The organism is Brevundimonas huaxiensis (genome assembly GCF_014218725.1).
In the GTDB taxonomy this organism is placed as follows: domain Bacteria; phylum Pseudomonadota; class Alphaproteobacteria; order Caulobacterales; family Caulobacteraceae; genus Brevundimonas; species Brevundimonas huaxiensis.
Map to the genome: position 1 here is coordinate 307,328 of NZ_JABBJE010000004.1, position 12,278 is coordinate 319,605.

The following is a 12,278-nucleotide window of genomic DNA, read 5'->3' on the forward strand; positions in this document are numbered from 1 at the left end:
AACCGGCGCCGTCAGTCTGGAGAACCCGAAATCGGCGTCCTCGAAAGCCAAGATGGGAACCGGCGAAACGGCGTCAAGGGCGCCGCCTGCACGATTTTGCTTGCGTCAAATCCGCCTGTGTCTCGCGAAGTTCATTTGCGCGGGCGGTCCGCCTGCCTATGGAGAACGACCTGAACCTGGAGCCCCTCGATCATGCGCCTCGCCGTCTACGGCCTCGCCGCCGTCCTGCTGTCCGCCGCCCCCGCCTTGGCCCAACAGTCGCCCCAGACCCAGGGCGCGTGGACGCCGCCGCGTTCGGCCCTGTCCAGCGCCATGCCGACCTTCTCCGACGACACGGCGTTGCAGACCGCCATCGCCGCCGAGACCCGGCCCGCCGCCGACCGGGCGCGCGACGTCTATCGTCATCCGTATGAATCCCTGACCTTCTGGGGGCTGACGCCGGGGATGACGGTGGTGGAGATCGAGCCGGGCGGCGCCAGCTGGTGGCGGCACATTCTGGAGCCCTATGCGGCGGCGACCGGCGGGCGTTATGTGCCGGTCAATCGCCCGCTGGAAGGCATGGGCGTGGCGGACGGGACCGCCGACTTCATCCTGGTGGCCCGCGCCTTCCACAACTGGTCGCGCGACGGCCGGACCCAGCCGTATCTGCAGGCCTTCTTCAAGGCCTTGAAGCCCGGCGGCGTGCTGGCCGTCGAACAGCACCGCAGCGCGGAGGGTCTGAATGTCGCTGACGTCGCCTCCACCGGCTATGTGCCCGAAAGCTATGTGATCCATGAGGCGCGCAACGCCGGCTTCGTGCTGGAGGCGCGCAGCGAGCTGAACGCCAATCCCAAGGACGACCACGATCATCCGTTCGGGGTCTGGACGCTGCCGCCGATCCGCCAGTCGGCTGCGCGCAACGATCCGTCCGGCCGCACCCTGACGCCCGAGGAACGCGCCGCCTTCGACGCCATCGGCGAGAGCGACCGGATGACCCTGCGTTTCCGCAAGCCCGAATAGGCTGTCTTGCGTTTTGACCGGCCCTGCGAACCCGATTAAGCCCAAGACGTCAGGGTGCGTCGGACGCGGGTCCCGGCGTCCTGCGGAGGTTTTGAATGGCTGATCGTCTGGCGAGCGCGAGCGGATTGTCGCGTCGGTTTCTGCTGAGCGGCGCTGCGGCGCTGGGGCTGATCGGCGTGGCGGCTTGCGGGCGCAAGGACGAGGCCGCAAAGGCGCCGGCCGCGCCACCCGCACCCGCGGGGCCGCCGGAAGGCTCGCTGGAATGGGCGGTCGAGGGATCCTGGCGCTCGGCCCAGGACAAGGCGCGCGACGCCTTCCGCCATCCGATGGAGACGCTGCGGTTCTTCGGACTTCAACCCAAGATGACGGTGGTGGAGTTCTGGCCCGGCAGCGGCTGGTACACCGAAATCCTGGCCCCCTATCTGGCCAAGGGGGCGGGCACCTATGTCGCCGCCCTGTTCCCCGAGGGACCGACCGCCGATCCGGCGCAGGCCGTGCTGAACACCGCCTTCCGCACGCGATTCTCCAGCGACAAGAAACTTTATGGCGAGCCGCAGTTTTCGGTCTTTGGCGCGGGATCCGGTCCGGTGATCGCGGCGGGTACGGCCGAGATGTGCCTGTTCATGCGAACCCTGCATGGCTGGATGGCGGCAGGCATTGCGGAAAAGGCCTTCGCCGACGCCTTCGCCGCCCTTCGCCCGGGCGGCATCCTGGGCGTCGAGCAACATCGACTGTCCCCAGCGGAGGATCAGGATCCGGTTGCGGCCAACGGCTATGTGCAGGAAGCCTTCGTACGCCAGTTGGCGGCCGAGGCGGGCTTCGTCTTCGTCGAGGCGTCCGAGATCAACGCCAATCCGGAAGACACCAAGGACCACCCGTTCGGCGTCGACACCCTGGCGCCCACGCGCCTGACGGCGCCGCGCGGCGAACCGGCGGACCCCGCCTTCGACCGCTCTAAATATGACGCGATCGGCGAGAGCGATCGCATGACCTTGAAGTTCAGGAAGCCCGAGTGAACCGCGCCCAAGCCTTCGCCGCCAACGCCCCGCTGATGGGGGTGCCCGGCGCCTATCCGCCGCCCAGCGGAAAGGGCGACTGGTTTCGCGGCGCGGGCGGAATGCGGCTGCGCGCCGGTCTGTGGAAGCCGTCTCACCTCGCAGCGGACAAGGTGCGCGGCACCGTGGTGCTAAGCCCCGGCCGAACCGAGCCGATCGAAAAATACTATGAGGTGATCGGCAACTTCCTGGCGCGCGGCTGGTGCGTGCTGACCCACGACTGGCGCGGCCAGGGGCTGTCGGCGCGGCTCTTGCCGGATCGGCTGAAGGGGCACGCCCGTGCGGTCGAGGAGTTTCTGGACGACTACAATCGCCTGCTGAACGCCTACGAGGACCAGTGCCCCAAGCCCTGGATCATGGTCGGCCATTCGATGGGCGCTTGCCTGAACCTGCTGTCGCTGGAAAGCGGCGAGGACCGGTTCGCCGGCGCGGTCCTGTCCAGCCCCATGCTGCGCATCAAGACCGGCAAACGGTCGATGTGGTCGGTCAAGCTGGTGGTGCGCTGGAACATCCGCCATGGCCAGGCGGGTGATTATATCCTGGGCGACCCCGACGATCCGTTCGACCATAATTTCGCCGAAGACGCCCTGACCTCGGACGAGACCCGCTATGAGATGTGGCGACAGCAGCTCTATGCATGCCCGCACCTGGCGATCGGCGGTCCCACCTATGGTTGGCTGGCCTTTGCGCTGGACGCCGGCGAGCGCGCGCTGAAGCCCAAGGCCCTGAAGGCGGTCAAGGCGTCGGTCGTGATCGTCCAGGCCGGCGCCGACGACGTGGTGTGGAAACAGACCAACCAATGGGCCGCCAAACGCATCCCGCGCGGCCGCTACGTCGAGGTCGCCGGCGCCAAGCATGAGGTCATCATGGAGGCCGATGACCTGCGCGCCGTCTTCCTGAACGAATTCGACGCCATGGCCGATATGGTTGCGCCTGCGGCGGACGCGGTCACCGATCCGTCGGCGAGGACGGCGGACGTGACGGCGGGCTGATCGTTCAGGCGGCGGTTTCGGCGCGCCAGCGTCGGTCGATCGTCTGGGTGACGCCGCAGAGCTGCAGGAAGGCGACGGCGACGCCGGGGCCGGTCTCGGCCTTGATCAGCAGGGGCAGAACGATCCACTCGCGCGGGAAGCGCATCACCATCACGTCGTCGCTGGCGCGCAGGTGCGGGCAGTATTTCATCGACCGGTCGACGCAGCGCCGGTGCAGGGGCGCGATGGAGCCGGCGTCGATCATCACCCGGTCGTCGGCGAGGTCGGCGCGAACCTGACCGCCGCGCGCCCTCAGCTGACCAGCGCATCGTCGCGCGGCGATCTGGGTCCAGCGATCGCCGTCCTCAGTCGGCTCGCCGCACATCGGGCACAGCATGCGCGCGACCGTGAGGCGCTGTCGGACCAGATGGTTCTTTGAATATTGCGGCTTGCCAGCGCCGGGCGCGCTGGCCTGCATCAAGGCGAGACGGCCGCCGACGGTTTGGCACGGCGCGGCGCCCGTGATCTCTTCGCCGCTCCAACTCGTGACCCAGGGCACGTCGACGCCGACAACCAATTTGGACAGCCCAGCCATCGAATCCGTCCCCTCAACCGTCCGCACCCTGACGCCGTCTCGCGACCTGCGTCAATATGCGCCAGGTGAGAGCGTCAGGCGGCCGCGCGTTTCAGCGTCACCAGGGCCTGGTCGATCAGGCGCGCGTCGCCGACGGCGAGGATCTGGCCCTTGTCGTCCGGCGCTGCGCCGCGCCAGTTCACGACCTTGCCGCCCGCCGCCTCGATGACGGGCACGAGGGCGGACCAGTCCCAGGGCTTCAGGCTGGTCTCGGCGACCAGATCCATCTTGCCTGCCGCCACCATGGCGTAGGCGTAGGCGTCGCAGCCCAGGCGCGCCAAGCGGGCGGTCGCACGGACCTGGGTCCAGGCGCCCAGTTCGGCCCCGTTGAAGATGTCGGGGTCCGTGGTTGAGATGACGGCGTCGGTCAGCTTTTCGCAGGATCGCACGGCCAGCGGCGTCTCGACATCGCCGCGCAACAGGCGCGCGCCGGACGGGCCGCCAATGAAGATTTCATCCAGATAAGGCTGGGCGATCACGCCGACCGTGGGCTTTCCGTTGGTGCGCAGGGCGATCAGCGTGGTCCACAGCGGCAGGCCCGAAATGAAGGCGCGCGTGCCGTCGATGGGGTCCAGCACCCAGACGTGCTCGGCGTCCGGACGATCCTCGCCATACTCTTCGCCGATGACGCCGTGGTCGGGATAGCGGGCGGCGATCAGGCGGCGGATGGCGGCCTCGGCCTGTTTGTCGGCCTCTGTGACGGGATCGAAGCCGGCCGCGCCGCCCTTGTCGTCATGCCCGATGTCCGAGCGGAAGAAGGGCAGGGTCACGCGCGCAGCTTCGCGCGCCAGTTCGATGGCGAAGGCTTCGTATTCGGTCATGGGGATCCCTTACCGCGCTTTCGCCGGTATGGGCGCCCCTTGAGACGAGCCGATCAGGCGGCGGCCGCGTCACCCGCGTGCAGGGACTTGGCCAGATCCAGCAAACGCCGGCGGGGCCGTTCGTCCAGCAGATAATAGGCCTGGATCAGATCCAGCGTTTCCTTGCGCGAAAAGACTTCGCCGCCCTTGGGCGGCGGGGCGTCGGCCTCCATCGCCTCGGCCAGACCATCGTAGAAATAGGCGACGGGCGTCTCCAGCGCCTCGGCCAACTGCCACAGGCGCGCGGCGGAGATGCGGTTGGCGCCGCATTCATACTTCTGGATCTGCTGAAAGCGGATGCCGACCTGAACGGCCAACTGCTGCTGGGTCAGGCCCAGCAGGCGGCGACGGCGGCGCAGGCGGCGGCCCAGATGAAGGTCGATGTCGTCGGCCATGACGGTGATCCTCGTCTCAACGTCTGTCCCAATGCGGGACGACACACGTCGATCACGGCAATCGCCGTGCCGGATCGCGTCTCGGGCGAATTCGGCCTTATTGCGGCGAGGTGGGAACGAGGACGCAACCGTATGGCCCGAGCCGCATTTACTGCAACAGCTTGGCTTTTAAAGGAAGGAACCACAGCATGGGTCTCGGAATCATTGGTTGGCTCGTCATCGGCATCGTCGCCGGCTGGCTGGCTGAAAAGGTCATGGGTCGCAATCACGGCCTGCTGACGAACCTGATCGTCGGCGTCATCGGCGCTCTGCTCGGCGGCTTTATTTCGAACAACGTCTTCGGCACGCCGGTTGGCGGCTTCAACTTCGTCACCTTGATCGTGGCGTTCTTGGGCGCTTGCCTGCTGCTGTTCCTTCTGGGACTGGTCAAGCGTCGCGCTTGATCCGACAGTCGGTCGATAAGGAAAAGGGCGGCTCTCACGAGCCGCCCTTTTTGCTGCGCCAGTGTCGCCGCAGATTGCGGACAGACGAAAGGGCGGCCGGGAAACCCGGCCGCCCTTGGTCATTCAGCCTTGGAGGACTGTCTTATTGCGGCTCGGTCGGAGCCGGCGTGGCGCTGTCCGGAGCCGGGGTCGCCGGTTCAGTGGTCGCCGGATCGGTCGGCTCAGCCGCAGGTTCCAACGTCGGTGCAGGCGCGGCGGCCGGATCAGCGGCGGGGGCCGCCGCAGCGCCGGCGATCGGAGAAGCGGCGTCGAACTCGGCCTTGGTGTAGGCCACCACGACGCCGGCGCCTTCCTGACGGATGCCGCTCAGCGGCACGGCGCGAAGTTGGCCGTCGGCGCCGCGAACGGTGAGCTCCTGCTTGCCCTCGGCATTGGTCTGAACGCCTTCAAGCTTGCCCAGCTCGCCGTCAGGACCGGAAACGCTCGATCCGGGGTTCAGCGACAGCGATTGCTGCGAGGACGCAGCGGCGGCAGGCGCGGCGGCGGGAGCGGGCGTGGCTTCTTGCGCCAGAGCCGGCGCGGCGGTCATGAAGGCGGCTGCAGCGCCAGCCAGAAGAACGGTCTTGATAGTCATGGGTCATCCCAGTTACGCGGACCCGACGCCCGCACCCCTATATACTCCCTCTGTTACGGATTGTTTCGTGTGCCCCGAAATGACCTTGGCAGCGCCCCGGTTGGACGATTCTTGGTCTATGTTCGGGCGATCCGCGATTCGAGAGGCCACGCTTGTCCAGCCGCCCCCGGCACACATCCGGTCTGATCCGCCGACTGGCGGGTCTGGCCTTCGAGCTGACGCCCCAGATCTTTGCGGTGCTGGCCTTCGGCGCAGGCGCGCTGATGCTGGCCTCTGCGGTCACGCCCGAGTTCGACAGCCGGTTGCGCCAGCTGACGGGCGTCGTGTCTCCCATCCTGATCGACCTGTCGCACTTTGTCGGCAGCATCGCCGGTTTTCTTCTTCTGCTCTTGTCGGCGGGTCTGTGGCGGCGTCGACGCGGCGCCTATTGGGCCACCCTGCTGGTCCTGGCGGCCGGGGCGGTGTTTTCGGTGCTGAAGGGTCTGGACTGGCAGCAGGCGACGGATTTGCTGGTCGTCGCCGCCCTGCTGGCGCCGTGCCGCACGGCCTTCAACCGGCGCTCGCGGCTCAGCGAGCCGCTGCGGCCCAGCTGGCTGTTGCTGCTGACGGCGGTGGTGGCGGCCATGCTGTGGCTGGGCTTCTTCGCCTATCGCGACGTGGCCTATAATGACGAGCTTTGGTGGCGCTTCCTCAGCGATCGCCAGGCGTCCGGCTTCCTGCGGGCCGGGCTGGTTCTGGCCATCCTGACGCTGGTCGTGGCCGGCCGCTCGCTGCTGAGCTCGCCGGGCGCCCACAGTCACGGACCGGCCAGCAAGGCCGACATCGATCGCGCGCTCCAGGCGCTGCAGACGGCCGATACGGCCACGCCCGAGGCGTGGCTGGCCATGCTGGGCGACAAGGCGCTGATGTTCAGCCCGTCGGGTTCCAGCTTCCTGGCCTATCGCGTGCGGGGACGGCGCTGGATCGCCATGGGCGAACCGGCCGGGCTCAAGAGCGAACGGCTGGAGTTGCTGTGGTCCTTTGCCGAGATGGCCGACAGCTACGGTGGGGCGGCGGTCTTCTATTCTGTCAGCGAAGAGGTGCTGGGCGATCTGGCGACCATGGGACTGGCGGTGCGCAAGGTCGGCGAGACGGCCGTGATCGACGCCCACCGCTTCTCCATCGAGGGCAAGGGCAAGCAGAACCTTCGCACGGCCATCAATCGCGCCGAGCGTGAAGGCTCTTCGTTTGAGGTTCTTCCGCCCGGTTCGGCCGCAGAGATCGCGCACGAGCTGCACGAGATTTCGGACGCCTGGCTGGCTATGCACGAGGGCTCGGAGAAATCCTTCTCCTTGGGGCGCTTCGACGTCGACTATCTGGATCTGACGCCGCTGGCCGTGGTCAAGGAGGGCGGTCGCATCGTCGCCTTCGCCAATCTGCTGACCTCGCCGGACGAGGCGGCGGTCGACCTGATGCGCCATCGGCCGGACGCGCCGCATGGGGTGATGGACTATCTGTTCATTCGCTGCGCACAGTGGGCCAAGGCGGAAGGCTTGGCCAGCTTCGACCTGGGCATGGCGCCGCTTGCCGGGCTGGAGGATCGTCGCATCGCGCCGGTCTTCGCCCGCGTCGGCGCCCTGGTGTTCGAAGAGGGCGGGGCGCTCTACGGCTTCCAGGGTCTGCGCAGCTACAAGGCCAAGTTCGGCCCGGACTGGCGTTCGCGTTTCATCGCCGCGCCGGTTTCGACGCCCCTGCCGCTGGCCCTGCTGGATGTCGCTTTGCTGACCAGCGGCGGCTGGTTGGGGATGCTAGGGCTGAAGAAGGCCTAGGTCAGCAGCGCCTTCAGCACGCCGTCCAGCACCGGACGGCCGCGCTCGGTGGCGATCAGTCGCTCGGCGTTTAGCATCAGGAATCCGTCGGCGATCAGGTCCGCGACCGGCGCGCCTTCAGGCGACAGGCCGAGCGCCGACAGCAGGGCGACAGGCGCGCCTTCGGTGGTGCGCAAGGCCAGCAGCAGCCGTTCCTCGGCGGCGTCGGCCGCAGTCTGGGCGTCGCGCTCGGACCAGGGCGTGCGGTCCGAGACGCCCGCCACATAGTCGGCGATGCGGCGGTGGGCGACGGTCGCGGTCCTGACGCCGTCCAGCGCCAGCCGGCCATGAGCGCCGGGGCCAAGGCCCAGATAGTCGCCGCCGCGCCAGACATGCAGATTGTGCGCCGACCGGGCGGCGAGACCGCGCGCGTGGTTGGACACCTCATAGGCGTCGAAGCCGGCGGCCGAGAGGACGTCCTGGGTGGTTTCGTAGAGGGAGGCGGCCCGGTCCTCGTCCGGCGGGGTCAGGGTTCCGCGCACGAAGGCCCGACCAAAGGCGGTCGTCGGCTCTATGGTCAGCTGATAGGGCGAGACGTGTTCGAACCCGAGCGCCAGCGCGGCCGTCAGCTCGGCGGCCCAATCTTCAGGCGTCTGGTCCGGGCGGGCGTAGATCAGGTCGATGGACAGTCGGTCGAAGGCGCGTCGGGCCAGATCGACCGCGCGCAGGGCCTCGGCCGCCGAATGGTCGCGGCCCAGAAAACGCAAGGCTGCGTCGTCCAGCGCCTGAACCCCCATCGACAGGCGGTTGATGCCGGCGTCGGCCAGGGCGGCGAACCGGCCGGCCTCGGCGTCCGTGGGATTGGCTTCCAGCGTGATCTCGATGTCGCCGGCGGGCGGAAACAGGTCGCGGGCCGCCGCCACGATGCGCGCGACGGCGTCGGGCGCCATCAGCGACGGCGTGCCGCCTCCGAAGAAGATCGAGGCCAGCCGTCGCGGGCCTGTCAAATCCCTTTGGTCGCGCAGATCGGCCAGGATCGCCTCGACCAGCCCGGCCTGTTCCTCGGTGCGCCCGCGATCGCGCACGACGTTGAAGTCGCAGTAGGGGCAGATGCGTGCGCAATAGGGCCAGTGGACGTAGAGGCCGACGTCCGATCCCGGATCAAGCGGATCAGTCAATCAGGGCGGCTCTCAGCTTGGCGAAGGCGACGGTGCGATGGCTGATGGCGTCCTTGGCCGCCGGCTCCATCTCGCCGAAAGTCTGGTCGCCGCCAGTCGGAATGAAGAGCGGGTCGTAACCAAACCCCCGATCGCCGCGTGGGGGGAAGGTCAGCCGGCCGTGAACCTCGCCCTGCACCACCACGCAAGGGCCGTCCGGCCACGCGACCGCCAGGGCCGAGGTGAACCAGGCGGTGCGGTCCGTCGCGCCGATCTCTTCCAGCCGCTCCTCGACCTTCTTCATGGCGACGGCGAAATCCTTGCCCGGCCCGGCCCAGCGCGCGGAGAAGATGCCCGGCGCGCCATCCAGCGCCGCGACCGACAGGCCGGAATCGTCGGCCAGCGAAACCTCTCCCGACAGTTCGGCCGCGTGGCGCGCCTTCAGCATGGCGTTGCCGGTGAATGTGCTCTCCGTTTCGTCGGGTTCGGGCAGGTTCAGCTGGCCGGCGGTGACGAGTTCGTAATTTCCGCCGAGCAGCGCCGAGATTTCGGGAACCTTGCCGGCGTTATGCGTCGCCACGACGATCCGCATCCCCTTGATAAGCTTGAGATTCATCGTCGATCACGCTCCTGAAACAGTCTATTGCCAAAGTTTAATATCGTTAAACGATATGTAACGTGCCTTTTTCGCTTGCACAGCCTATCTATTGATCGTCAGGAACGAGGTCGCAGCGTTCAGGACTTCCGGAAAACCGGGAACGATCATGCGGCTAACAAATCCAAACGGCGATAATCGCCCAAACAAGAAAGACGGAGAACCACAATGCATACGATGAACACCTCGATGTGGCTCGACAAGGTCGGCGCTGCTTTTGTCAGCACCGTTCTGATCGCCGCCCTGCCCACCGCCCTGGTCGTCACCCTGTTCCAAGCCCTTTGATCCCTCGCTTTTCGATCACTGGAGCTTTGACGACCTGCATGAAGACCGCGATGTATAGAGCCGCGCGCGGGTTCGCCGGACCCCGCGTGGCCATCGCCCCGCCTTCCCCGGCTTGAGATTAAAAAGACCATGCGCCTGCCCCTGCCGCCAAATCCGCTGAAGCGAGGCGAGGCAAGCGTTCCGAACTGGCTGGGCGCGCCGATCAAGGCGCTCGGCCCCGGTTCGGTGTCCAGCGTGCTGAAGGTGGTGCTGGACGTCGCCTATATCCTTCTCTGGCTGATCACCGGCGTGCTGCTGCTGCTGGTCATCGCCGCGATCTTCATTCCCCTGGACAATGTGAACATCACCGTCAGCGGGGATTCCGGCGGCAAGCAACTGCCGCTGACGCGCACCCTGCTGCTGTTCGGCCTGGGCGCCGCAACCGCTTATTTCGGCGGGTTCATGCTGATCCTGCGCAGCCTGCGCCGCATCATTCGCACCCTGACCATGGGCGACCCTTTCCAGCCCGATAATGTGCGCCGTCTGCGCCAGATCGGCCTGACCCTGGCGGTCGTGACCGGCGGCGTCTGGGTGGCACAGGGCTTCGTCGCCAAGCGGCTGGCGCCCGGCGTCATGGATCCGCAGGGTTTCGGCGAACTGCTGACCCCCATCTTTTCCGTGCTCATCGTCTTCGTGCTGGCGGAGGTGTTCCGCGAGGGCGCGCGCCTGCGTCGCGAGTCCGAACTGACGATCTGAGCCGTTTCGAAGTAGGATTTGCGCATGGCCATCCGCGTCCAGCTCGACCGCGTCCTCGTGGAACGCCGCATGTCGTTGACCGAACTCGCCGACCGGGTCGGGGTGACGGTGGCGAATCTGTCGATCCTGAAGACCGGCAAGGCGCGCGCCGTGCGGTTCTCGACCCTGGACGCCCTGTGCCGCGAACTGGACTGCCAGCCCGGCGATCTGCTGGCGCACGAGCCTGGTCCCGGCGACACCATCGAGGACGACGGCGAGGCATGAGGCGAAAGGGCCCGAGCCGTGACGAGAACGGACTGACGCCCGAAGACCGTCGCATCTGGACCCGCGTGGCCGGATCGGTCGTAACGCCAAGGACGCGCAAGGCCGCCCGCGTCACGCCCGGCGCCGAAACGCCGCCCGAGATCGTGGTGACGCCGATCGAGCGTCCGCGCCCCCTGGTCAAGACGTCTCCCAAACGCACCGCTGTCGCGCCGCCGCCGGAAAAGCGACCTTCGCCGAACAAGCCCAGGCCCGCGCCCGAGGATCTGGAGCCGCGCCGCAAGCAGCGGCTGTCGCGCGAACGCGACCCCATCGAGGCGCGCATCGACCTTCATGGCTTCGGCCGGTTCGAGGCCGAGGATCAGCTTCGAGGCTTCCTGACATCCTGCCAGGCGCGCGGCATGCGGGCGGTGCTGGTCATCACCGGCCAGGGCCGGATGGGCGGCGGGGTGATCCGTTCGGCCTTTGCGGAATGGATGCATTCGCCGGCACTGCGCGGCGTGGTGTCGGGCTTCACCATCGCCCATCAGAAGCACGGCGGAAACGGCGCCTTCTACGTCACACTGAAACGCCGGACCTGACGCTCACGAAAAAGGCCGGGCCCGCGCTGGCGGACCCGGCCTTTCGAAAGCGGCTTGCTCAGGCTTATTTGGCGGCGATGGCGCCGGCCAGGATCACGTCGATCTGCTTGCCCATATGGTCCGACAGGGCCTGCGCGTCCCATTCGTCATAGGCGGCGCGGCGGTAGTTCGACAGATAGGCGTCCCAGATCAGCTCGACCAGCAGGCGGCTGTCGGCGTCCTTGGACAGTTCGCCCTTGGCCACCGCATCCTGAAGGATGTTGCTGATGGCGAGCAGCAGGTTCTTGGTCGCGGCGCGGGCGCGCATTTCGGCGGCCAGGGGCTGGAACCACGAGCGGGCCACGATGGCCTGGAACAGGGGCAGTTGGTCCAGCGACGAGTGATAGCCGGCGCTCAGCGCGCTGACCAGGCGCTGGCGGACGGGCTCGCCTTCGGGCGCCGCGGCCTCGACCACCTCGGCCAGACGCGTCATGTCTTCGGTCAGGACCGCTTCGAACAGCTCAGCCTTGTCCTGGAAGTTGGCGAAGACAGCGCCGGTGGACATGCCCGCGCCCTTGGCGATGTCGCGGATCGTGGCGGGCTCATAGCCACGCTCGGCGAAGAGCGAGCGGGCGGCGTCCAGAACCTTTTGTCGCGTGCGAATCTTGGCGGCCTGGCGGCGGTTCAAGCGGGGCTCGACAGCGAGGGAGGCGACGGTTTCTGTCATATAATCAGGCTTTTACTCTACTTTCGGTCTCTGGTCGGGGCGGGCCCGGCAGCGACCTCGAATGAATATCTGAGCCCTTGGATCGAACCGAAAGGGCGCTTCTGCTCCGCAGATGCAGTC

15 protein-coding genes are annotated in these 12,278 nt (G+C 67.4%); 8 read left to right on the forward strand and 7 right to left on the reverse strand.

Annotated elements, in window-relative coordinates:
• The first annotated feature begins 192 nt into the window (after positions 1-192).
• From HF680_RS10535 to HF680_RS10545, 3 genes are all read left to right on the forward strand, one after another.
• Positions 193-999 carry a class I SAM-dependent methyltransferase gene (locus tag HF680_RS10535; RefSeq protein ID WP_045809944.1) on the forward strand — a complete coding sequence of 269 codons (807 nt, stop codon included), beginning with the start codon at positions 193-195 and terminating at the stop codon, positions 997-999.
• A 95-nt stretch (positions 1,000-1,094) separates the two neighbouring features.
• Complete coding sequence (locus tag HF680_RS10540; RefSeq protein WP_045809943.1) at positions 1,095-2,015, forward strand: class I SAM-dependent methyltransferase; 921 nt, start codon at positions 1,095-1,097, stop codon at positions 2,013-2,015.
• Positions 2,012-3,046, forward strand: coding sequence for an alpha/beta fold hydrolase (locus HF680_RS10545; RefSeq protein ID WP_185225019.1), 1,035 nt, complete (start codon positions 2,012-2,014; stop codon positions 3,044-3,046). Before HF680_RS10540 ends, HF680_RS10545 begins: the two co-directional genes overlap by 4 nt.
• 4 nt (positions 3,047-3,050) lie before the next feature.
• On the opposite strand, the gene HF680_RS10550 is transcribed toward HF680_RS10545, so the two are convergent.
• The 3 genes from HF680_RS10550 to HF680_RS10560 form a co-directional block, all read right to left on the reverse strand.
• Entirely contained in the window at positions 3,051-3,620 is a 570-nt protein-coding gene (locus HF680_RS10550) for a hypothetical protein (RefSeq protein ID WP_185225020.1), read from the reverse strand.
• A gap of 74 nt (positions 3,621-3,694) precedes the next feature.
• Complete coding sequence (gene hisN / locus HF680_RS10555; protein WP_185225021.1) at positions 3,695-4,480, reverse strand: histidinol-phosphatase; 786 nt, start codon at positions 4,478-4,480, stop codon at positions 3,695-3,697.
• A gap of 53 nt (positions 4,481-4,533) precedes the next feature.
• A complete protein-coding gene (locus tag HF680_RS10560) occupies positions 4,534-4,914 on the reverse strand; it encodes a helix-turn-helix domain-containing protein (RefSeq protein WP_045809940.1) in 381 nt (126 codons plus the stop codon).
• A gap of 188 nt (positions 4,915-5,102) precedes the next feature.
• On the opposite strand from HF680_RS10560, the gene HF680_RS10565 reads away from it, so the two are divergent.
• On the forward strand, positions 5,103-5,357 hold the full coding sequence (locus tag HF680_RS10565; RefSeq protein ID WP_039243891.1) for a GlsB/YeaQ/YmgE family stress response membrane protein: 255 nt from the start codon (positions 5,103-5,105) through the stop codon (positions 5,355-5,357).
• Positions 5,358-5,499: 142 nt separating this feature from the next.
• Here the strand turns inward: HF680_RS10565 and HF680_RS10570 are convergent, their stop codons facing one another.
• Positions 5,500-5,991 (reverse strand): hypothetical protein, encoded by a 492-nt coding sequence (locus HF680_RS10570; protein WP_045809939.1) that lies wholly within the window; start codon positions 5,989-5,991, stop codon positions 5,500-5,502.
• Positions 5,992-6,143: 152 nt separating this feature from the next.
• Between HF680_RS10570 and HF680_RS10575 the strand changes: the two genes are divergently transcribed.
• Positions 6,144-7,799: a GNAT family N-acetyltransferase gene (locus HF680_RS10575; RefSeq protein ID WP_185225022.1), complete on the forward strand. Its 1,656-nt coding sequence runs from the start codon at positions 6,144-6,146 to the stop codon at positions 7,797-7,799.
• Here HF680_RS10575 and hemW read toward each other — a convergent pair.
• Together hemW and rdgB are read right to left on the reverse strand one after the other, a co-directional pair.
• A complete protein-coding gene (gene hemW, locus HF680_RS10580; RefSeq protein ID WP_185225023.1) occupies positions 7,796-8,956 on the reverse strand; it encodes a radical SAM family heme chaperone HemW in 1,161 nt (386 codons plus the stop codon). The two genes, HF680_RS10575 and hemW, sit on opposite strands and share 4 nt — an antisense overlap.
• On the reverse strand, positions 8,949-9,551 hold the full coding sequence (rdgB, locus tag HF680_RS10585; protein ID WP_185225024.1) for an RdgB/HAM1 family non-canonical purine NTP pyrophosphatase: 603 nt from the start codon (positions 9,549-9,551) through the stop codon (positions 8,949-8,951). The genes hemW and rdgB overlap by 8 nt, the downstream gene beginning before the upstream one ends.
• A 453-nt stretch (positions 9,552-10,004) precedes the next feature.
• Between rdgB and HF680_RS10590 the strand changes: the two genes are divergently transcribed.
• Genes HF680_RS10590 through HF680_RS10600 form a run of 3 tightly spaced genes read left to right on the forward strand, consistent with a single transcriptional unit; the run spans position 10,005 to position 11,452 of the window.
• Positions 10,005-10,610 carry a DUF2975 domain-containing protein gene (locus HF680_RS10590; protein WP_055807460.1) on the forward strand — a complete coding sequence of 202 codons (606 nt, stop codon included), beginning with the start codon at positions 10,005-10,007 and terminating at the stop codon, positions 10,608-10,610.
• A 24-nt stretch (positions 10,611-10,634) separates the two neighbouring features.
• Positions 10,635-10,874, forward strand: a complete 240-nt coding sequence (locus HF680_RS10595; RefSeq protein WP_017504942.1) for a helix-turn-helix domain-containing protein — start codon at positions 10,635-10,637, stop codon at positions 10,872-10,874.
• Complete coding sequence (locus HF680_RS10600; protein ID WP_185225025.1) at positions 10,871-11,452, forward strand: Smr/MutS family protein; 582 nt, start codon at positions 10,871-10,873, stop codon at positions 11,450-11,452. Before HF680_RS10595 ends, HF680_RS10600 begins: the two co-directional genes overlap by 4 nt.
• A 64-nt stretch (positions 11,453-11,516) precedes the next feature.
• Here HF680_RS10600 and HF680_RS10605 read toward each other — a convergent pair whose 3' ends face one another.
• Positions 11,517-12,158, reverse strand: a complete 642-nt coding sequence (locus HF680_RS10605; protein ID WP_185225026.1) for a TetR/AcrR family transcriptional regulator — start codon at positions 12,156-12,158, stop codon at positions 11,517-11,519.
• Between the last annotated feature and the right edge of the window lie 120 nt (positions 12,159-12,278).

Coding starts and splice junctions, on each gene's coding strand:
- HF680_RS10535 (WP_045809944.1), top strand. CDS start 193: ATGCGCCTCGCCGTCTACGGCCTCGCCGCCGTCCTGCTGTCCGCCGCC.
- HF680_RS10540 (WP_045809943.1), top strand. CDS start 1,095: ATGGCTGATCGTCTGGCGAGCGCGAGCGGATTGTCGCGTCGGTTTCTG.
- HF680_RS10550 (WP_185225020.1), bottom strand. CDS start 3,620: ATGGCTGGGCTGTCCAAATTGGTTGTCGGCGTCGACGTGCCCTGGGTC.
- hisN (WP_185225021.1), bottom strand. CDS start 4,480: ATGACCGAATACGAAGCCTTCGCCATCGAACTGGCGCGCGAAGCTGCG.
- HF680_RS10560 (WP_045809940.1), bottom strand. CDS start 4,914: ATGGCCGACGACATCGACCTTCATCTGGGCCGCCGCCTGCGCCGCCGT.
- HF680_RS10565 (WP_039243891.1), top strand. CDS start 5,103: ATGGGTCTCGGAATCATTGGTTGGCTCGTCATCGGCATCGTCGCCGGC.
- HF680_RS10570 (WP_045809939.1), bottom strand. CDS start 5,991: ATGACTATCAAGACCGTTCTTCTGGCTGGCGCTGCAGCCGCCTTCATG.
- rdgB (WP_185225024.1), bottom strand. CDS start 9,551: ATGAATCTCAAGCTTATCAAGGGGATGCGGATCGTCGTGGCGACGCAT.
- HF680_RS10590 (WP_055807460.1), top strand. CDS start 10,005: ATGCGCCTGCCCCTGCCGCCAAATCCGCTGAAGCGAGGCGAGGCAAGC.
- HF680_RS10595 (WP_017504942.1), top strand. CDS start 10,635: ATGGCCATCCGCGTCCAGCTCGACCGCGTCCTCGTGGAACGCCGCATG.
- HF680_RS10600 (WP_185225025.1), top strand. CDS start 10,871: ATGAGGCGAAAGGGCCCGAGCCGTGACGAGAACGGACTGACGCCCGAA.
- HF680_RS10605 (WP_185225026.1), bottom strand. CDS start 12,158: ATGACAGAAACCGTCGCCTCCCTCGCTGTCGAGCCCCGCTTGAACCGC.